Raw genomic sequence first — 18,680 nt, 5'->3', positions numbered from 1 at the left:
CGTTCGACCAGCATCAAATCAAGCCGCTCAGCACAACTCTAACTGCACCTCATACTGCTCGATAATCTTCATTACGCTTGGTGGTGGCGCTTGGTCGGTAAACAGGTAATCGATCAGGTCCATATTGCCTAAGTTCACCATCGCGTTACGGCCAAATTTGGAGTGATCCGTCACCAGCATCACGCAGCGTGAGTTTTCGATAATCGCGCGTTTGGTGCGCACTTCGTGATAGTCGAACTCAAGCAGTGAGCCATCCATATCAATGCCGCTGATGCCCAAAATGCCGTAATCCAGACGGAACTGAGAGATAAAGTCCAGCGTCGCTTCGCCCATAATGCCGCCGTCACGGGTGCGCACTTCGCCACCAGCCAGAATCAGGCGGAAATCTTCTTTGGCGGTCAGCAGCGTCGCGACGTTGAGGTTGTTGGTGACGACGCGCAGGTTCTTGTGGTTCATCAAGGCGTGGGCGACGGCTTCTGGCGTGGTGCCGATGTCGATAAACAGCGTCGCACCGTCTGGGATCTGGCTGGCAACGCGTTGGGCAATTCGCGCTTTCTCGGCAGACCACATCCCTTTGCGATCGTGATAAGCGGTATTCACCGAACTAGAAGGTAGTGCCGCACCGCCGTGGTGACGCTGGATTTTGTTCTGATCGGCCAAGTCATTCAAATCACGACGAATGGTCTGTGGGCTAACGGCAAAATGTTCGACCAACTCTTCGGTGCTGACATAACCTTGCTGGCGTACGAGTTCGATAATGGCGTCATGACGCTGTGTTTGCTTCACGTAATCTTTCCCCTAGCAGTTCTTATTTTTCGTTATGTGTGCGATGACGTGTGTCCCAAAATGCCATCAGTAACCCTAGCACCAAACCGGCGACGTGTGCCGCGTTGGCGATCGACATGCCTAAAATATCGAAATACCCGGCGACTAGCCACAAGACTGAAAACACCATTAAGCCATTGGGTAAATTCAGACCACGTTCAGGCGCACGCACGCCGCTTAACCAAACGTAACCCATCAACGCATAAACCACGCCGGAAAGCCCGCCGAACAAGGCTCCGCTGAACAATGACTGTGCCCAACCGCTGAAAAAGGCAGAAACCACCGCCAGCACAAATAATTTGCCAGCACCGAGGCGCTTTTCCAATGGACCGCCGAGATACCACCACCACAGCAGGTTAAAACTGATATGTATCAGGGAGAAATGCAGGAAGGCGTGGCTGATCCAGCGCCACAGTTGGCTGTACTGCTCGCTGTTTTGCGGCCACGAGAGCCAGTACATCACGGTGTCGTCGCCTAACACCTGCATTAAAATATAGACCGCAATACACAGCACCATCACGCTGAGGGTTAGCGGCCCGGCCTTGCTGCGCACGGTTTGCAGATAGGAATAATGTTGATATTGCAGCCCGGCATCGGTGTGGCCCGTTTGCCAACTGGCGGCTTGATAGCGGCGGTTGAGGGGATCGAGCAGGAATTGCTGCAACTCGTGTTGCACCTGCTCTAGATGGTTTTCATCCGCTAACCAGATTTCTGCCGCGTCACCCGCGCTGCGCCCTTCCAGTTGAATGCCTTGGGTCGCCATATAGTCGATAAAGGCTTGTGCCAGGCGGGGGTTGGATACGGCAATGACTCGAACCATAACTATTCCGTTTCAGTAAGTTGACGGCCGATTATAACGTCGAAATCCTGAGCACGGGCAAAGAAGTTATAGAAAACAGATTAGAGGGCAGATTCTACATCTTGCGGGAACTGGCGCGCCCAAGCCTCGAAACCACCATCAATGCTGTAAACCGCATCATATCCTTGTTGCAATAGGTATTGCGCCGCACCGCGGCTACTGTTGCCGTGGTAACACATCACCATCACTGGACGATCAAAATCATTCTGCTGCATAAACGCCCCCAGAGTGTCGTTCGTGAGGTGGAATGCGCCCGGCGTGTGGCCGATAGCAAAACTTTGTGGATCGCGAATATCGACCAGCGCGGCGCTGTCTTCTTTCCAGCGGCTATGGGCTTGCTCTACGTTGATCGCTTCAAACTGTTCCATGACTTCAGGCTGCCTTACATTGGGTGGGAGACATTGTCATTATAACCAACCCTGCGCCAATTAAGACCAGACCAACACTAGGGGTTATACCAATAACACTTCCACATTTTGCTGGCGTAACTGTTCGATAATGGCGGCATCGGCATCACGCCCGGTGATCACCACATCAATTTGTTCGGTGCGGCTGAACAGCATGCCGGCACGTTGTCCTATCTTACTGCTGTCGACCAACACCACCAGTTTTCCAACGTAATTCAACATCTTTTGTTCGGCCATCGCCGTTAGCATATCGGTTTTGTACAGGCCATCGGTGGTTAGCCCTGCGCCGCTGGTGAACATCCAGTGCCCGGCGTACAGGCTAGCGTCGCCGTCTTGCGGTGCTAGGGTGATAGCCTGACTTTTGTGGTACTGGCCACCCATGATCACCACGCTATCGTGCTCTTTTTCGATCAGATAATTGGCGAGTGGCAGATAGTTAGTGATGACTTGTACCGCTTTGCCGCACATTTCACGCCCCAGCAGGAAAGCGGTGGAGCCGCAGTTGATCACCACGCTTTCGCCCGGCTGACAAAGTTGTGCGGCGGCTTTAGCGATGCGCATTTTTTCATCCAGATGCTGAGTTTGATGAATATTGAGCGGTGTCCAGGTTTGGCGTGGGGTGTTGGTGGCTTCGGCACCATTACGGACTTTATGTAGCTTGCCGATATCATTAAGTTTATTGATGTCTCGACGAGCGGTAGCGGGGGAGATGTCAAACGCGTTGATCACGTCCGCCACTGAAATTTGCCCCCGATCCTGTAACAGGCTGAGGATTGCGTTATGGCGTTGGGATTCGGTCATACAAGCTCCATCCGGGAGTAAAAACATGACTCCCGATTATATGCGCACCCTTTACCGATTAAAATCACCAATCATCAAAAGTGCGCATTATTGCTCATGTTATTTAGAGGAACGACTTAAATGGTAAATCCGGTTCAATGGTGAAGCAGTCGTCGAAACCACGTGGGTAGTGGTATTCGAAGTTGTCTTTGTCCAACGGCCAAGTGAATTTGCCGCCAACCTGCCAGATAAATGGCTTGAAGCCATATTTCAGACGGTCTTTTTTCATTTCCCACAACACACGGATTTCTTGCGGATCGGCCTGGAAGTTCGACCAAATGTCATGGTGGAATGGGATCACCACTTTGGCATTCAATGACTCCGCCATGCGCAGAATGTCGGCACTGGTCATTTTATCGGTGATACCGCGTGGGTTTTCGCCGTAAGAACCTAATGCCACGTCGATCTGATGATCGTTACCGTGCTTGGCGTAGTAGTTGGAATAGTGGGAATCCCCACTGTGATAGAGGCTACCGCCCGGCGTTTTGAACAGATAGTTCACCGCGCGCTCGTCCATGCCGTCCGGCAATACGCCCGCCGCCTTTTGTTCCGCGGGCAGAGTAATCAGTGCCGTACGGTCGAAAGCGTCCAGTGCGTGGATCTCAGTATCTTTGATTTTAATGACATCGCCCGGTTTCACTACGATGCAGCGCTCGCGCGGCACACCCCAGCCAATCCAGATATCAACACAGGTTTGCGGCCCGATAAATGGCACAGTATCGGCACAGTTTTGCATTACTGCGGCGGCAACGTTGACGTCAATATGGTCGTTGTGATCATGCGTCGCCAGCACCGCATCAATGTTCTTAATCGCAAACGGATCAAGCACAAACGGCGTGGTGCGCAGGTTCGGTTGTAGTTTTTTCACCCCGGCCATGCGTTGCATCTGGTGGCCAGTTTTCATCAACGGATTGCCGTGGCTCTGCTTGCCAGTACCGCACCAAAAATCGACGCACAAGTTGGCACCTGCTTCGGATTTCAACCAGATACCGGTGCAGCCCAGCCACCACATGGCGAAAGTTCCTGGGGCGACTTGCTCTTGTTCGATCTCTTCATTCAGCCAGGAACCCCACTCTGGGAAGGTGCTCAGGATCCAGGATTCGCGGGTAATACTAGTGACTTTACTCATGATTCAGTCCTCGTCATCGGTCTTCTTAGTGACTTAAGTAATCACATTCAATCATAAAAAGACTGAATATGATTTTGTTTGACTGAATCTAACACTGTTTTTTTCTACTGGCAATGTAATGAAAAGTGATTATTGATCGGTGATGTGAATCTTTTGAGCCTGTTCACAGGTGAGCAATTAGCCTTTTCAACCGCTTAATTCAACGCGTAACAAAGCATTTGGAAATGTATTTATTTGAATTTTCGTACAATTCCCTTATAACTTGCGAGGTTGTTCACAAATAATCATTTATAATCTTTTGGTGATTCGCTGTGATTGGTAAGGTGAGCTTGTTTTTGCGTAACCGTGACGCCTGAAGTTGTGTTGGTGGCGTCCCCGAAGGCGCAACATTTATGCCAACGCTACCAGGAGAGTCGTATGGATACCCTTTACACCATCTTCACCGTTTTTTTTAATCAGGTGATGACCAATGCCCCGTTATTACTGGGGTTAGTGACGCTACTTGGCTATCTCTTACTGCGTAAAAGCGCAGCGGTGATCATCAAGGGCACGATCAAAACCATCATCGGTTTTATGTTATTGCAGGCAGGTTCCGGCATTTTGACTGGTACTTTCAAACCGGTCGTCGCAAAACTTTCTGAGGTGTATGGCATCAACGGCGCCATCTCTGATACCTACGCTTCCATGATGGCAACCATCGAACGTATGGGCGATGCCTACAGTTGGGTCGGTTATGCCGTGTTGTTGGCACTGGCTTTGAACATTGTTTATGTGCTGCTGCGCCGCATCACCGGCATTCGCACCATCATGCTCACCGGGCACATCATGTTCCAGCAAGTGGGGCTGATTGCTGTGTTCTTCTACATCATGGGTTACGGCATGTGGACCACCATACTGTGCAGCGCGTTACTCGCTTCACTGTACTGGGGCATCACCTCCAACATGATGTACAAACCGACGCAGTCGGTGACGGAGAACAGTGGTTTTTCTATCGGTCACCAACAGCAGTTCGCTTCTTGGATAGCTTATAAAATCGCGCCGTATCTGGGCAAAAAAGAAGACAGCGTAGAAGACCTAAAACTGCCGGGTTGGTTGAATATCTTCCATGACAACATCGTTTCTACCGCGATTGTGATGACGGTGTTCTTCGGCATCATTCTGTGTTCCTTCGGGCTGGATACGTTGCAACAGATGGCCGGTAAAACGCACTGGACCATCTACATTCTGCAAACCGGTCTGATGTTTGCGGTGGCGATTTTCATCATCGTGCAGGGCGTGCGGATGTTCGTCGCCGAACTGACCGAAGCCTTCAACGGTATCTCTCAACGCTTGATCCCCGGAGCTGTACTGGCGATTGACTGTGCCGCTATCTATAGCTTTGCACCGAACGCCGTGGTGTGGGGCTTTATGTGGGGCACCATCGGGCAACTGATTGCGGTGGGTGTTCTGCTGGCGGTCGGCTCTTCCATCATGATCATTCCGGGCTTTATCCCAATGTTCTTCTCTAACGCCACCATCGGCGTATTTGCTAACCACTTCGGTGGCTGGCGTGCGGCGATGAAGATTTGTTTGGTGATGGGGATGATAGAAATCTTTGGCTGTGTGTGGGCCATCAAACTGACCGGTCTGAGCGCTTGGATGGGCATGGCGGATTGGTCCATTTTGGCTCCACCGTTGATGCAAGGCTTGAGTTATGGCCTGTGGTTTATGGGCGTAGTGGTCGTCATTGCGCTGCTGTACATGTTCTTCGCCGGTCGCACCTTGCGCGCCGAGGAAGATGCGGAAAAACAACTTACTGAATCGGCTTCAAACTAACTGGAGAGCACATCATGACGGTACGAATTCTAGCGGTATGCGGTTGTGGGCAAGGCAGTTCCATGATCATGAAAATGAAAGTCGACCAATTCCTCACGCAAGAGGGGGTTGATCACACGGTGAACAGTTGCGCGGTGGGCGAATACAAATCCGAATTGAGTGGGGCTGACATCATCATCGCCTCCACTCACGTCGCGGATGAAATCACTGTCAGCGGCAACAAGTACGTGGTGGGCGTGCGTAACATGCTGTCCGCCGCCGACTTTGGCCCGAAATTGATGGATGTGATCAGCAAACATTTCCCGAAAGATCTCAAGTGAGGTAACGGCGATGAAACTGAGTGATTCGTTAGTACAAAACAACTCGATTCGCTTGCAGGCCGAGGCACAAGACTGGCAGCAAGCGGTGAAATTGGGTGTTGATCTGCTGGTCGATGCCGGAGTGGTAGAACCGCGTTATTTCGACGCCATTCTCTCCGGTGTAAAACAGTTTGGCCCTTACTTTATTTTGGCTCCGGGATTGGCGATGCCACACGGTCGCCCAGAAGAAGGCGTGCTGAAAACCGGCTTTGCGTTGGTGACACTGAAAACGCCAGTGCATTTCGGTGATGAAGACAACGACCCGATCGACATTCTGATAACGATGGCGGCGGTGGATGCCAAGGCTCACCAAGAGGTGGGCATCATGCAGGTGGTGAACCTGTTTGAAGACGAAGCCAATTTCGATCGCCTGCGTGCCTGCCGTACAGCGGAGCAGGTATTGGAACTGATTAACCAGACTTCTGCTGCCGCTGCAGCAAATTAAGGGAGAAAATTTATGAAACACCAATTACCGATGTTGCAAGTGGCGCTGGATAACCAATCGATGGACGACGCCTATCGCACCACGCGTTTGATCGCCAATGAAGTCGATATTATCGAAGTGGGCACCATTTTGTGTGTGGCGGAAGGGGTTCGTGCGGTACGTGACTTAAAAGCGCTGTACCCAGACCGTATCGTGCTGGCGGATGCCAAGATCGCCGATGCGGGCAAGATCTTATCGCGCATGTGTTTTGAAGCGAATGCTGATTGGATCACCGTGATCTGTTGCGCTGACATCAACACTACCAAAGGTGCGTTGGAAGTGGCAAAAGAGTTCAAGGGCGACGTGCAGATCGAATTGACCGGTTTCTGGACTTGGGAACAGGCGCAAGAATGGCGTGACGCGGGTATTCAGCAAGTGGTGTATCACCGCAGCCGTGATGCGCAGGCCGCCGGGGTAGCGTGGAGCGAGGCGGATATCGCCGCCATCAAACGCTTATCTGATATGGGCTTTAAAGTCACCGTCACGGGCGGATTGGCCTTGGAAGATCTGCCGCTGTTCAAAGGTATTCCGATCCACGTGTTTATCGCTGGGCGTAGCATCCGCGATGCGGCTTCACCCGTTGAGGCTGCCCGTGAGTTCAAACGCGCCATCGCTCAACTTTGGGGCTAAGGAGCGGTTATGTTGCAGAAAACCGTTCCGTTAGGCATCTATGAAAAAGCGCTGCCTGCGGGAGAGGACTGGCTAGCGCGCCTGCAATTGGCGCGTGAGTTGGGGTTCGATTTTGTCGAAATGTCGCTCGATGAAAGCGATAACCGCTTGGCACGATTGGATTGGAGCCGTGAACAGCGGATGGCGTTGGTTGATGCGGTGAGTCGCAGCGGCGTGCGTGTCCCTTCGATGTGCTTGAGCGCACATCGTCGTTTCCCGCTCGGCAGCGAAGACGACGCGGTGCGTGCGCAAGGGCTGCTGATCATGCAAAAAGCCATCCAGTTCGCGCAGGATACCGGCATTCGGGTGATCCAACTGGCGGGTTACGACGTTTATTACCAGCAGGCCAACGACCGTACTCGCGAACGTTTTCGTGATGGGTTAAAGCAATCTGTTGAAATGGCGAGCCGGGCGCAAGTCACGTTGGCGATGGAAATCATGGATTATCCGCTGATGAATTCGATCAGCAAGGCGTTGGGGTATACCCATTACCTGAATAATCCGTGGTTCCAGCTTTACCCTGATATCGGCAATCTCTCCGCGTGGGACAACGACGTACAGATGGAACTGATGGCCGGTAGTGGTCATATCGTCGCAGTGCACGTTAAAGATACCCAACCGGGGGTGTTCAAAGACGTGCCATTTGGCTCCGGCGTGGTGGATTTCGAACGTTGTTTCAACACCTTGTTGAATAGCGGTTACTGCGGCCCGTATCTGATTGAGATGTGGAGCGAAAAAGCCGCCGATCCGGTGAAAGAAGTGAAAGCCGCGCGCGCCTGGGTAATAGAGCGCATGGCAAAAGCTGGGTTGGCGGTAGGGGGTTAATATGTTGGAACAACTGAAACAGCAAGTGTATACCGCCAATATGGCGCTGCCTGCGCACGGTTTAGTGACCTATACCTGGGGCAATGTGAGCGGCATCGATCGCGAACGTGGGTTGGTGGTGATCAAACCGAGCGGCGTGCCGTATGAAAGCATGCGGATGGAAGATATGGTGGTGGTGAGTCTGACGGGGGCGGTGGTGGAAGGGCGTTATCGTCCTTCGTCAGATACGCCAACCCATTTGGCATTGTATCGCCAATACCCGCAGTTGGGTGGCATCGTACATACCCATTCGACTCACGCCACCGCGTGGGCGCAGGCGGGTAAAGCCATCCCCGCGCTGGGCACCACCCATGCCGACTATTTCGCCGGGGATATTCCTTGCACCCGTGGGCTGACGGCGGCAGAAGTGGCGGGAGAATATGAACTGAACACCGGCCACGTGATTATCGAAACGTTGGAAGGCCATGAACCACTGCATACACCGGGAATTGTGGTTTATCAGCACGGTCCGTTCAGTTGGGGCGCGACACCGGACGACGCGGTACATAACGCCGTGGTGTTAGAAGAAGTGGCGAAGATGGCGTGGATCAGTTGCGGTATCAACCGCGATATCCGCCATATCGATAGCCATTTGATGGAAAAACACTTTAGCCGCAAACATGGGCCGAATGCCTATTACGGGCAGGGTTGAATCATGATCATAAGGGTGCCTGTTGAGTACCCTTATGCCTCTATACTTGGGGGGTATTCTTGACGAGCGTGTAAAACACGCAAGATTTCTATTTGTAAGTTGGTCAAATGATAGATAACTAGATAGTTTGGATGAACCACGATCTCTCTAGTACCTGAAACTCTGCCCACACGATAAAGATAAGGATGCTGAGGTAAATTTTCTGCAGCATGGACTATTTGTCTATATAGTTTTTCGCTTGCAGCGAAGTTGTATTGTTCAATGTAATCAATAATATTGGCTAAGTCATTCAGTGCATGTTCTGTCCATTTAACTAATAGCACGCTTCGTCCTTAATGCTCGCCTATCCCTAAGCATAACATCCAGTTTTGCCATTGCTTCATCATGCGATATTGATGGTCGCGGATCATCCAACGCTTCCTGAACTTTGGCGCGGAACCAACGATCATAGTTATCAGCTTGTTCCTCTGTGTCGAACTCCGACACGATAGGGGATAATTTAATGACCATAATATTCTCTCTCGAATGCTGATATTTTAACCAGTATAACTCGTGATGTGAGAGACGCCAAGTAATGGGTTGTGACAGCTTTACGCCCCATACCCCATCATTTTCAATAATTGCTGCGCTTGTTGCACCGCTTCTTGCCGGTGGGCGACGCCCAGTTTCTGATACAGATTGCGGATATGTGTTTTGATGGTGGTTGCCGCGACGGCTAATTCCCCTGCAATCTGCTCGTTGCTATAGCCAGAGTAAATCAGCCCCAGAACCTGCCATTCGCGTTGGGTCAGTGGACTGGTACGGATCAGTTCCGGCACTTGCGGGTGAGTTAGCAGCTTATCGACGAAGTTCTCGTCGAAATGGGCAAACTTGTGGCGATGATGCTGATTGATGTCGCGCAAAATACGTTGCGCACGGTGCTGTTCCAACTCCGGCAAAGTATTGAGCTGGATCAGTTGGCGCAGTTGTTGCGCCATCGCTTCGCCTTCAATCACAAAGTGACTGATAAAACCGGTGCGGTTAGCGAGCGACAAGGATTCGATCAGCGATCGCTGCGCTTCAGCTTTGCGTTCCGTCAGCCAATAAAGTTGGTTGGTCAACAACAGGTTACGATTGAGATCGCTCATCAGACGTAGGCGGCGAGCGTTGTCGTTCAACTCATCCAACACCACTTCGGCTTCTTGATACTGACCCAACAGGATTTGCACGCGGGCGATATTACGCCATTGCCCTTGGGTGAAGTGGTTATCCGCCATCCCAGGTTTTTCGGTGTTACGCAGCCAGCTAATGGCGGCAGTGGTATCCCCGGTCATATGCCAGAGAATGACTTTCGGTTTATCAGCGTTAGTCAGCCAGTCACGATGATATTGCGCACCGTGCAACAACACTTCACAGCGTTGCAAGTGGCCGTTGGCGTTATCCAGATCGCCCCTTGCTAACGAACATTTCGCTAGCATCGCCAGACATTGTAATTGTTGCTGTGGTTGGAAGTTAGCCAGCACTTTTAACCCTTCACGCGCGGCTTCTTCGGCTTCGTCCAGTCGTGACCACGACCAGAGGATTTGCGAGCGAATACGCAGCAGGAACTCATGCATGGGCAACTGTTCCAAATGCTGCTCGCGCACCAATTCAAAGGCTTTATCTTGGGTTTCATAAGCGGCTTGCAAGAAGCCTTGGGCGATCAGGATTTCGCTTTGCTGCAACAGCGCCCACAGAGCGTAATGGTAGGCCTGATGACGGCGCGCCATTTGCTCGGTCTGTTGCATCATCGGTAGCGCGCGTGCCAATTCCCCTTTGCAGTGGTGAACTTCGCCAATCACCGAAGTAGCAACAATGCGACTGTAATAACTAGAAAGCGGCAGGAATTTTAACGCCTCGCTGGCAAGACGTTCCGCTTCTTCCGGCTTACCGGCGTTGATCGCCACCTGTGCTCGTAGGGCGTCGAACTCCGCATGTAAAGTTTGATCGATAGCAATCTGTTGCTCACTCATCGCCTGTTCGGCACGAGCTAACTGAGTGTTCACTTCGGTGTAACGGTGCTGGCTTTGCGCTAACCAGGCTTGCAACAATGCCAGTTTCGGGTTCTGAATCAATCGGTCATATGGCAGCGCATTTAAGCACTCTTCCAATAATGCCAATTCACTGTGATGGAACAGATCCCATGCGTGTTGCAGCAGAATGTCACGCAACATACTGACGTCGTCGGCTGCCAGTGCGTGGTGAATGGCTTCTGCCGGATAACCCAGCGCTAACCAACCTTCAGCCGCAGCGCGGTGCAGCTCTGGTAATTCTAGCGCCAGTTCCCACTGACAGCGTTGACGCAGGAAAGAGGCAAACAAGGGATGGAAGCAGAACCATTCACCGCTGTCGTCCATACGGTGGATAAACAATCCTTGGCGTTCCAACTCTTCCAGCCGTTGCTGACCGTTGTCTTCACCGGTCAGGCGCACGATCAATGTATCGTTCATTGATCGCAGTACCGAACAACGTAGTAAGAAAGCACGGGCGTCGGCGTCAACGCGATCCAGCACTTCATCCACCAGATAATCTGCCAGATGGCTGGCGTTCAGCCCTGCGAGCCGTTTGCCCGAGAGCTGGGCGGAAGAGGTAGATTGGCGAGCCGATAGGGCAATCAATTGCAGCGCGGTAGCCCAGCCTTCTACTTCATCGCACAAACGGCTGCTGTCTTGCTGTTCTAGTGGTGATGTCAGGCGGCAATCAAAGAACTGTTTGGCCTCCTGGTGAGTAAATGCCAACTGCACCGTACCCAGTTCCAGTAGCTGATCGCGCACGCGTAAATTGGCGATGCCCAGCGGTGGCAAGGTGCGGGAAAGCAGGATTAAGGTTAGGTTTTCAGGCTGATGGCGCAGGAAGAAGCGCATGGCTTCGTGGATCACGTCGTTAGTGATCAGATGATAATCATCGATGACCAGATATAGCGGTTGGTGCCAGTCCGAAAGTTCGATAAACAATTGGGCAAACAGCGCAGGCAAGCTGGCATATTGGTGTTTCTGGCTTAGTGCTTCGCTTTTTACACAGTGGCCGCCAGTGGCCTGCTGTAAAGCGGCGATCAGATAGCTGGCAAAACGCTCTGGCTGATTATCGCTTTCATCTAATGAATACCAGCCGAGATCCGGCTTACCCGCTGCCCATTGGGCAACCAGCGTGGTCTTCCCATATCCCGCTGGGCAATTGACTAATGTCAGACGATAGTTGGCTGAACTGGTTAACTTCACCAGCAGTCGATCGCGTACCACGGTATTTTGTAGCCGTACCGGACGGCTCAATTTGGATGGGATCAGCATAGTATTCCAGATGTAAAGAGTGGTTCCTGCCACCTGAACCAGCCCGAGACATGCAACCTGTCGGGAGCGGAGTCAATCTAATTATTTTAGGGCTCGTAATTAATACCCTCACTAACTTCTGACAACGTTAAACGTATTGCAACAAGGTTCCGCTTTCGGTTGGTGGTAAGTTGCAGTTGATCACACTTTTTTACGCTTGGACGCGTTTGTCACAGGCGTGGACTGTTAGCTTGCTCAGGAAATAGGTGAGTTAATATTCAGTTTATTCTTGGAGGAATATCAACTTTATTGTGAAAACCATGAGGAAATATTCCATTTAAAATTAACAATTATTTTTCATGTGTATTTTCTCATTTATTGGTTATTTATATTTTTACCTTGTTTAATTTTAAATTACATTTGTTTTTAAATTTAAATAACTTTTTTATTTTTTCATCATATTGAATTGTATGTAATTTATTTTGTCGCCCTGACCATTTTTGCGATCTTGATTGGAATTATTATTTTCGGCAATGGACGAAGTTGTCAGAGGTAATTAAATTTCCGCTCAGTTGATTATTGTCGTTTGGCTAAAGAATAATTGCTTTGGCTATGCCCAAAATAATTCGAGTTGCATCGAGGCGGCAAGTGAATGACAAATTGGTCGTCAGACCGATTTGAACAGCGCTTGCGCTGGCCCGTAGGGTGAGCTTCCGGCTCATAGTCCCGATGAGCTTACTTAAGTAAGTGATTCGGGTGAGTGAACGCAGCCAACAAAGGTGCAGCTTGAAATATGACGGGTATATACGCAATCAATGGCAGACCGTTTTAACACTAATACCAAATTTATTATTTCCATCATCGGGATGGAACGGATTTTTATTGCCTTTTAATTGAGGGGATTATGGTAGCTTTCAATAACAAAAATGTTTGCAAAGTCTCATGCTTAGCGGTTTTGGTCAGCAGCGTATTAGCCACATCAAGCATGGCTGTCGCAGCTGAAAAACAAGCGGTAATTCCACCGGCACCAGCTTATACCGCCACGCAAACCAAAGGTGAAACCCTTTGGCAAGATAGCGATACGTCGATTGGTATCTTGGGGTCTTTGCGTCTGGTCGGTAAAACCGATTCGAAAGGCAAACAAGAACATAGCATCCAGAATAACGATTCTCGTATTGGTTTAGCGATACGCCATAATTTCGATCCACAACATGACTACGTGATCGGCTATGCCGAAATGGGTGTGCGCGGGTTGGATTCTGCGACTGACGATCAGGACAGCGATGTCTATATGCGCCAGACCTATGCGGGCGTGGGTAGTGAAACTTACGGGGTGGCTACTTTTGGTAAGCAATATGCGCCGACCGACTGGGCATTAGGTATCGATAATACCTATCAGTTCGGTGGTAAAGCGAAACACGACACCACCGGGATGTCGACGGATATTGTCAACTCTTCAGCGGTGTACAGCTACTTTGGCGACCATGCCAGCGTCGCGGTGATGGGACAGGGCAACGACCACGTTGACAAAATTGGCTTCGGTAGCGGCTGGGGCGATGGTCCAGATATGCACGATGCCTTCGCCGACGGTAAAGCCGAGGTGAACAGCGCGATGGCCTTTGCTGCAGCGTATAAATGGGATAATGGTGTGTCCGTTTCTGGTGCAATGGCCTACAACGACTACACCATGGATGCTAACGGTGGCGGCGGTAACTTCGGCGGGAATACCTACTCTTCCGGTATTAATGCCAAGTACAGCACTAATATTGCCGGCCATGCTTGGTATGTGGGGGCGCAGGCGACTTATTACGCCAACAAAGTTGATGACGCGACCGCAGCACGTCAGGGAGCCAATGTTTATTACGCGCATCCGGGCGATACCAGCGATAAAGAAAGCATTCTGGGTCTGGAAGTGGCGACACAATACAAAATCACGCCAGATTGGGACGTCTACTTTAACTACGATTGGACCGAAGGGCGTGATGCGATGGAAGGTCAACACTTCCAATCCACCACGTTGGGCACTGATTATTGGTTAGGTAAAAATGCAGTTGCCTATCTGGAATACGGTTATGAGAAGTACGACGACGAAGGGCAGTTCGGTAACATCGACGACCATTTGGGCGCCATTGGTTTGCGTATCTTCATCTAAAGTGCGTTTGTCCGGCGTCATGCACCGGACTTTGGAGCCCATTTGGGCTCCGTATAGCTAATAATCTCCGAGTTATTAGCTGAAATATATGGGTTTCTCAGTGCCTGCCAGCGATGGTGGGCTTTTTTGCTTTATGCAGATTTTCTTTTGGCTGCATCTAACTCAGTTGGAATGATTTCTTTAATTTTCTCGATGCTCTTTGCTGAGTCAAACTCACTAATATTTGGCGTATTAACTCGGATAACTGTCGCATTTTCATAGTCTGGGAGCCAAATTTTGTAGGCTAAAAAACCAGTTTCTTCTAATCTCCCATTGTTATAAATAGCCACCATTTTTTTGTTAAAGCTTCGTGCTATATGGACTATAGATGTATCTGGTGTGATGATTAAATCTGCATTTTTCACGATGGCGGCAGCTAAGTTAATGGTGCTTTCATGGAAGATTATGCAACCATCAATATAATAGTCAGCTATTTTCTTATAATCACCAATGAGTATGATACCAATGTCGCGGTAGTTGTTTTGGATGAAATTAATGATTTCCTTTACTTGTCGAATTGATAGGTCTTTATCTTGGGAGCTGGTCAGTGGGTTTAATGCGATTAGGTATTTTAATTTGTCCTGCTTCACTCTATCTAATATAACGTTCTCATCATCTTTGTTGATGTCTAGGGAGTAACTATAATCAGAGGAGTCAATGCCGAGTAAGTCTAATACTTTCTTGTGTCTCTCTATGATATGAACGTCAACATCCTTGTGCTCAATAGACTCTGAATACATTGGGTATTTTGACTTGTTGAATCCAATGGTCATGTTAGCATTAATGGTGTAAATCAGGTTAATTCGATCGAAGCTAACGTTGTCGCTGGGGTCAATGACAATATCAAATCCTTCTTTTTTCAATTGCTCCGGTGATTTTTTTCTATCGTATAAAAATACATTATTTATAAATGTAGAGTGTGAAAATAGATTCTTACATGATGGTCCTGCGAGAAAATTCACTTGGTACCCTGCATCATGCATTTTCTTCGCTAACCCAGAAATAACTATCGCGTCACCAATTTTATCACCGGCTATAAGAATGAGTGCTTTTGGTTGTGCCTTATGATAGATATCAGTTTTTTCTGATATTGAACGTCTTACCGATGCATATAAATTTAACAGGTTAACTCGGACTTTACTGATGTATTTCTTGAGTTTTCGATGTTTTTCCTTGAGATGAAATCCTTTCATCACCACTCCATGGTATATGGTTTTCAATAGTTTCTAGTGACGCTTGTTAATATTTAATGTTTGCGCCAAAAGTATTTTTATAGTGAATGATTACGTGATTTACAATCATATTAATTGTCATGTTTAAAAGCAATTTATATCGAAGATTTTGATGTTTATTGTGATGTCACTGTCTTTTTGGCATGATTTTCAGTTAATTTCATATTCTTCTTATTTTAGAAAGTACTCGTTCAAAAAAAGAAATCTTTTTATCCAGTTTCGTTAACTGACTCCATGATGGATTTATTAGATCACTTGGTAGTAAGTATTTTCTGTCGTCTTCATCAACAACTACTGCATTTAATTTATGTGCAATCTGTAACATCTTGCAGTAGAGAGCTTCATCAGGGTTTTTTGTATAAATTAATCCATCAGACCACTCGAGCCAAGGTTCATCATGTTCACTATGGCCACTCCATAAAACGTGATATTCGCCATTTTCTATATCTATAACCAACTCATCATCACCATGAATGAGTTGTAGCCATTCTTCACTACTTATTGGATGGTTTTTGCTATCAAACCAATTTTCTGACCTTGTTATATAAAGTTCACAGCCCATATTATCCTCTGTGGATTTTTCCTAGGTTTATCGATTCATCCGAAGATACTATTATTTCGGATGAATGTAATTGCTTAAATTTCTTCTTTTGTAGCAATTGAACTCTCAAAGAGGGCTAAAGAACTCTTCACACGGTCTGTGGCCCACCTTCGGTGTCGACGGTTTCGCTCACCAGCCAGACGATATCTTGCTGTAATGCGGCGATTTGCGCTGGGGTGAGGGCGACGCCCGGTACCAGATGGAAATCTGCGGCGGTCTTGATGGCGTTATTCATCAGCGACTGGTACTGCGCCATCGCATCCTCGCCGCGCACGGAAGGGCGACCGGTCAGCATCAGCAACTGTTCCCGCACCAAGCGTTGTTCGTAGTAGCCATCGCCCAGACGTTTGTGGACGGCACTCGGGTCATAACCGACGCGTTGCAGCAGATAATCACTGCTGAGGAAGTTGCTGCGATTGGCAAAGCGTGGGTCGGTCACCACCAGATACGGGCTGTTTGCCGCCGTTTGCTGACGGAACAGGCCATTATTGGGGATGGAAGTCGCCACGTTGCCCAGATGTTGTTTGTCGGTCAAGGCCAGTTCTGCAGGGGTGAGTGGAGGTAGCCCGGTCTCGGCATCTTGCCAATCCCCACCGTCGATGTTGACGGCTAACGGGTTGCGTTCCCATTCTGCCCGTTCGGCGGTGGCGGCCTGCTGTGCCGCTTCGACACCACTGATTTGCGCTTGATTGACGGTGGTGTTTTCCAGATGTGCGCCGCTGATTGTGACGTTGCCGTGCCCGCTGATGACACCGTCAACGGTGGTTAAGGCGGTGGTTTCATCGTGGTTGAAGGTCGGGTACCAGTGATTCTTTTCCCGGTCATAATGGTCGACGATAAACTCTTGGCGCCGCTCATTCACCGAGTAACCACGGTTGATGATGTTGGCATTGCCGTCAATCGTCAGGTCACCATTGGCGCTAATCGTGCTGGCATCGTTCAGTAGTTGTCCGGTAACACGCAGGAACAGGTTCCCGCCGGACAGCACACGTGCCCCGATACCGGCAGAAACCAGCTTATCGGTGGTGACGGTGCCGGTCACGCTGCGTTCGCGCAGGTTATTGTAATCACTCACATAAGGTGCAGTCACTCAACTCCTGTAAAAACCTGTCAATAGCAAAATAGTATAAATAACTCTATTGCAGAGTACTCTGTAATGGCGTGTTGTCAACGGAGTTATTAAAAACAGAGAGTATCCTCATGGCAGTACTCATCAAACAATAACACAATGTTATGAACACTAAAGATGAACCGTCTTTTCAGAGTTTGGTGTGAGAGCTATGCAGAAAGAAACCACAATACTACCTTATCCAATTCATGCTGTAGAATACGAAAAATCACGCAGTTATTGCAAAATTCCCTAATATAAAAACAATAAAAAACTCCATTGTGGAGTACTCTTAAATGGAGTGTTGTTGGTTGGGTTATTTAAAACAGGGGGTATCCTCATGGCAATACTTACCGGACAACAACGTCGTGCCATGAACATTAAAGACGAACAATTTTTCAAGGCGCTGGGCGCGAGGATCGCGCAGGCAAGAAAAGAGCTTCAGTTAACACAGCAACAGTTAGCTGAACAATTAGGTCTTGCCCAACAGACAATGGCGCATTATGAAGGGGGAAGATTGAAGGTATCCGCCTCATTACTGCCACAACTGGCTGAGATACTTAATCTTTCTTTGGATGAACTATTGGGGTTGCCTTCCCGACGAGTCGCCAAGCGTGGCCCCACATCACGGCTTGAACAGCAGATTGAGATAATCAGCCAGCTTCCCAAAACCAAGCAGAAGTTTGTCACCGAGATGCTGGACAACGTGATTGGTAAAGCAGAGTAGTTAAAAGTGCGGTGCCAAGGTGCTCGAACACCTCAACACCGCTAACCACAAGCAACTAATAGGAATAGTTACTATGGCTATAGCAGATTCTACGTCACAACCCGAGATACCCCAAGCCCGTAAGAGCATTGTTGGTTATCGTCCTAACGGCGGACTGCCCAACCCTTATCCGCAACTCACCCTAAAGGGACGTTGGTTGGAAGCGCTGGGTTTTACCACCGGCCAGAAGATCGAGGTGATCACCGAACCGGGACAGTTGATCATCCGCATAGCACCCGCCACGGAGGCAGTTGTATGAAGCTCTCATTCACTACTGAGCCGATGCCTACACTCACCTTAATTCGTCACGGCTGGCAACCTGGAGCTCGGTTCCGACTGCAACGCCAAGGCAACCGGATCACCCTAACCATAGTGAACGATGATGACGAGTGGAAGACGCTGTGTGAAGACTGTCAGTACGGCCATAACCTCGGCGCTGATTGGGTCAACTATCACGGTGAACTGGTCATCGCTGGCGACTGGCCTTGTGAGTTTGATCTCACAAGGCCGGAGCAGATCAACGCTATCACCGCGCCGGGCAGGATTGAGATCACGCAGCGAACCTAGAATATTTTCAATAGGTTAGAATAAACCA

21 protein-coding genes are annotated in these 18,680 nt (G+C 49.4%); 10 read left to right on the top strand and 11 right to left on the bottom strand.

Going from position 1 to position 18,680, the window contains the following annotated elements:
- Positions 1–27: 27 nt before the first annotated feature.
- The 5 genes from AC3ISQ_RS20505 to ulaG all read right to left on the bottom strand — a co-directional run bounded on the left by AC3ISQ_RS20505 (position 28) and on the right by ulaG (position 4,060).
- A complete protein-coding gene (locus AC3ISQ_RS20505; RefSeq protein WP_489349487.1) occupies positions 28–786 on the bottom strand; it encodes a DeoR/GlpR family transcriptional regulator in 759 nt (252 codons plus the stop codon).
- Positions 787–808: 22 nt separating this feature from the next.
- Positions 809–1,645 carry a rhomboid family intramembrane serine protease GlpG gene (gene glpG / locus AC3ISQ_RS20500; protein WP_489349486.1) on the bottom strand — a complete coding sequence of 279 codons (837 nt, stop codon included), beginning with the start codon at positions 1,643–1,645 and terminating at the stop codon, positions 809–811.
- Between the two features lie 80 nt (positions 1,646–1,725).
- Complete coding sequence (glpE, locus tag AC3ISQ_RS20495; RefSeq protein WP_489349484.1) at positions 1,726–2,052, bottom strand: thiosulfate sulfurtransferase GlpE; 327 nt, start codon at positions 2,050–2,052, stop codon at positions 1,726–1,728.
- An 84-nt stretch (positions 2,053–2,136) separates the two neighbouring features.
- On the bottom strand, positions 2,137–2,892 hold the full coding sequence (gene ulaR / locus AC3ISQ_RS20490; protein WP_489349483.1) for an HTH-type transcriptional regulator UlaR: 756 nt from the start codon (positions 2,890–2,892) through the stop codon (positions 2,137–2,139).
- A gap of 103 nt (positions 2,893–2,995) precedes the next feature.
- Positions 2,996–4,060 (bottom strand): L-ascorbate 6-phosphate lactonase, encoded by a 1,065-nt coding sequence (gene ulaG, locus AC3ISQ_RS20485; protein WP_489349482.1) that lies wholly within the window; start codon positions 4,058–4,060, stop codon positions 2,996–2,998.
- Between the two features lie 417 nt (positions 4,061–4,477).
- On the opposite strand from ulaG, the gene AC3ISQ_RS20480 reads away from it, so the two are divergent.
- Genes AC3ISQ_RS20480 through AC3ISQ_RS20455 form a run of 6 tightly spaced genes read left to right on the top strand, consistent with a single transcriptional unit; the run spans position 4,478 to position 8,903 of the window.
- On the top strand, positions 4,478–5,875 hold the full coding sequence (locus AC3ISQ_RS20480) for a PTS ascorbate-specific subunit IIBC (RefSeq protein WP_489349480.1): 1,398 nt from the start codon (positions 4,478–4,480) through the stop codon (positions 5,873–5,875).
- 14 nt (positions 5,876–5,889) lie between these two features.
- A complete protein-coding gene (ulaB, locus tag AC3ISQ_RS20475) occupies positions 5,890–6,195 on the top strand; it encodes a PTS ascorbate transporter subunit IIB (RefSeq protein ID WP_489349478.1) in 306 nt (101 codons plus the stop codon).
- Positions 6,196–6,205: 10 nt separating this feature from the next.
- The gene (gene ulaC, locus AC3ISQ_RS20470; protein ID WP_489349477.1) at positions 6,206–6,679 is read left to right on the top strand and encodes a PTS ascorbate transporter subunit IIA; all 474 of its coding nucleotides are present in this window, start codon (positions 6,206–6,208) and stop codon (positions 6,677–6,679) included.
- Between the two features lie 12 nt (positions 6,680–6,691).
- Positions 6,692–7,348: a 3-keto-L-gulonate-6-phosphate decarboxylase UlaD gene (locus AC3ISQ_RS20465; RefSeq protein WP_489349475.1), complete on the top strand. Its 657-nt coding sequence runs from the start codon at positions 6,692–6,694 to the stop codon at positions 7,346–7,348.
- Positions 7,349–7,357: 9 nt separating this feature from the next.
- The gene (locus AC3ISQ_RS20460; protein WP_489349473.1) at positions 7,358–8,212 is read left to right on the top strand and encodes an L-ribulose-5-phosphate 3-epimerase; all 855 of its coding nucleotides are present in this window, start codon (positions 7,358–7,360) and stop codon (positions 8,210–8,212) included.
- Positions 8,213–8,216: 4 nt separating this feature from the next.
- Positions 8,217–8,903, top strand: coding sequence for an L-ribulose-5-phosphate 4-epimerase (locus tag AC3ISQ_RS20455; protein WP_489353412.1), 687 nt, complete (start codon positions 8,217–8,219; stop codon positions 8,901–8,903).
- Between the two features lie 32 nt (positions 8,904–8,935).
- Here AC3ISQ_RS20455 and AC3ISQ_RS20450 read toward each other — a convergent pair whose 3' ends face one another.
- From AC3ISQ_RS20450 to malT, 3 genes are all read right to left on the bottom strand, one after another.
- Positions 8,936–9,226: a type II toxin-antitoxin system RelE/ParE family toxin gene (locus AC3ISQ_RS20450; protein WP_489349471.1), complete on the bottom strand. Its 291-nt coding sequence runs from the start codon at positions 9,224–9,226 to the stop codon at positions 8,936–8,938.
- Positions 9,213–9,413 (bottom strand): type II toxin-antitoxin system RelB family antitoxin, encoded by a 201-nt coding sequence (relB, locus tag AC3ISQ_RS20445; RefSeq protein WP_489349469.1) that lies wholly within the window; start codon positions 9,411–9,413, stop codon positions 9,213–9,215. The genes AC3ISQ_RS20450 and relB overlap by 14 nt, the downstream gene beginning before the upstream one ends.
- 80 nt (positions 9,414–9,493) lie before the next feature.
- Positions 9,494–12,208 (bottom strand): HTH-type transcriptional regulator MalT, encoded by a 2,715-nt coding sequence (gene malT / locus AC3ISQ_RS20440; protein ID WP_489349468.1) that lies wholly within the window; start codon positions 12,206–12,208, stop codon positions 9,494–9,496.
- A gap of 964 nt (positions 12,209–13,172) precedes the next feature.
- On the opposite strand from malT, the gene AC3ISQ_RS20435 reads away from it, so the two are divergent.
- Complete coding sequence (locus tag AC3ISQ_RS20435; RefSeq protein ID WP_489349466.1) at positions 13,173–14,339, top strand: porin; 1,167 nt, start codon at positions 13,173–13,175, stop codon at positions 14,337–14,339.
- A gap of 131 nt (positions 14,340–14,470) precedes the next feature.
- Here the strand turns inward: AC3ISQ_RS20435 and AC3ISQ_RS20430 are convergent, their stop codons facing one another.
- The 3 genes from AC3ISQ_RS20430 to AC3ISQ_RS20420 form a co-directional block, all read right to left on the bottom strand.
- Entirely contained in the window at positions 14,471–15,571 is a 1,101-nt protein-coding gene (locus AC3ISQ_RS20430; protein ID WP_489349464.1) for a glycosyltransferase family 9 protein, read from the bottom strand.
- 199 nt (positions 15,572–15,770) lie between these two features.
- On the bottom strand, positions 15,771–16,172 hold the full coding sequence (locus tag AC3ISQ_RS20425; RefSeq protein WP_489349463.1) for a hypothetical protein: 402 nt from the start codon (positions 16,170–16,172) through the stop codon (positions 15,771–15,773).
- Between the two features lie 127 nt (positions 16,173–16,299).
- Positions 16,300–17,301 carry a hypothetical protein gene (locus AC3ISQ_RS20420; protein WP_489349461.1) on the bottom strand — a complete coding sequence of 334 codons (1,002 nt, stop codon included), beginning with the start codon at positions 17,299–17,301 and terminating at the stop codon, positions 16,300–16,302.
- Between the two features lie 358 nt (positions 17,302–17,659).
- Here AC3ISQ_RS20420 and AC3ISQ_RS20415 point away from each other — a divergent pair, with 358 nt between their 5' ends.
- From AC3ISQ_RS20415 to AC3ISQ_RS20405, 3 genes are all read left to right on the top strand, one after another.
- Positions 17,660–18,046: a helix-turn-helix domain-containing protein gene (locus AC3ISQ_RS20415; RefSeq protein ID WP_489349459.1), complete on the top strand. Its 387-nt coding sequence runs from the start codon at positions 17,660–17,662 to the stop codon at positions 18,044–18,046.
- A gap of 73 nt (positions 18,047–18,119) precedes the next feature.
- A complete protein-coding gene (locus AC3ISQ_RS20410; RefSeq protein WP_489349457.1) occupies positions 18,120–18,344 on the top strand; it encodes a SymE family type I addiction module toxin in 225 nt (74 codons plus the stop codon).
- Complete coding sequence (locus tag AC3ISQ_RS20405; protein ID WP_489349456.1) at positions 18,341–18,652, top strand: hypothetical protein; 312 nt, start codon at positions 18,341–18,343, stop codon at positions 18,650–18,652. Before AC3ISQ_RS20410 ends, AC3ISQ_RS20405 begins: the two co-directional genes overlap by 4 nt.
- Positions 18,653–18,680: the final 28 nt, after the last annotated feature.

The sequence above is a fragment of the Serratia sp. KH_031 genome (genome assembly GCF_057839655.1).
This window is presented reverse-complemented; position numbering and strand designations above follow the sequence as displayed.

What these genes read in the sequence shown, in the direction of transcription:
- glpG (WP_489349486.1), bottom strand. Translation starts at nt 1,645, where the DNA reads ATGGTTCGAGTCATTGCCGTATCCAACCCCCGCCTGGCACAAGCCTTT.
- glpE (WP_489349484.1), bottom strand. Translation starts at nt 2,052, where the DNA reads ATGGAACAGTTTGAAGCGATCAACGTAGAGCAAGCCCATAGCCGCTGG.
- ulaR (WP_489349483.1), bottom strand. Translation starts at nt 2,892, where the DNA reads ATGACCGAATCCCAACGCCATAACGCAATCCTCAGCCTGTTACAGGAT.
- ulaG (WP_489349482.1), bottom strand. Translation starts at nt 4,060, where the DNA reads ATGAGTAAAGTCACTAGTATTACCCGCGAATCCTGGATCCTGAGCACC.
- AC3ISQ_RS20480 (WP_489349480.1), top strand. Translation starts at nt 4,478, where the DNA reads ATGGATACCCTTTACACCATCTTCACCGTTTTTTTTAATCAGGTGATG.
- ulaB (WP_489349478.1), top strand. Translation starts at nt 5,890, where the DNA reads ATGACGGTACGAATTCTAGCGGTATGCGGTTGTGGGCAAGGCAGTTCC.
- ulaC (WP_489349477.1), top strand. Translation starts at nt 6,206, where the DNA reads ATGAAACTGAGTGATTCGTTAGTACAAAACAACTCGATTCGCTTGCAG.
- AC3ISQ_RS20465 (WP_489349475.1), top strand. Translation starts at nt 6,692, where the DNA reads ATGAAACACCAATTACCGATGTTGCAAGTGGCGCTGGATAACCAATCG.
- AC3ISQ_RS20460 (WP_489349473.1), top strand. Translation starts at nt 7,358, where the DNA reads ATGTTGCAGAAAACCGTTCCGTTAGGCATCTATGAAAAAGCGCTGCCT.
- relB (WP_489349469.1), bottom strand. Translation starts at nt 9,413, where the DNA reads ATGGTCATTAAATTATCCCCTATCGTGTCGGAGTTCGACACAGAGGAA.
- malT (WP_489349468.1), bottom strand. Translation starts at nt 12,208, where the DNA reads ATGCTGATCCCATCCAAATTGAGCCGTCCGGTACGGCTACAAAATACC.
- AC3ISQ_RS20435 (WP_489349466.1), top strand. Translation starts at nt 13,173, where the DNA reads ATGGCTGTCGCAGCTGAAAAACAAGCGGTAATTCCACCGGCACCAGCT.
- AC3ISQ_RS20430 (WP_489349464.1), bottom strand. Translation starts at nt 15,571, where the DNA reads ATGAAAGGATTTCATCTCAAGGAAAAACATCGAAAACTCAAGAAATAC.
- AC3ISQ_RS20425 (WP_489349463.1), bottom strand. Translation starts at nt 16,172, where the DNA reads ATGGGCTGTGAACTTTATATAACAAGGTCAGAAAATTGGTTTGATAGC.
- AC3ISQ_RS20415 (WP_489349459.1), top strand. Translation starts at nt 17,660, where the DNA reads ATGGCAATACTTACCGGACAACAACGTCGTGCCATGAACATTAAAGAC.
- AC3ISQ_RS20410 (WP_489349457.1), top strand. Translation starts at nt 18,120, where the DNA reads ATGGCTATAGCAGATTCTACGTCACAACCCGAGATACCCCAAGCCCGT.
- AC3ISQ_RS20405 (WP_489349456.1), top strand. Translation starts at nt 18,341, where the DNA reads ATGAAGCTCTCATTCACTACTGAGCCGATGCCTACACTCACCTTAATT.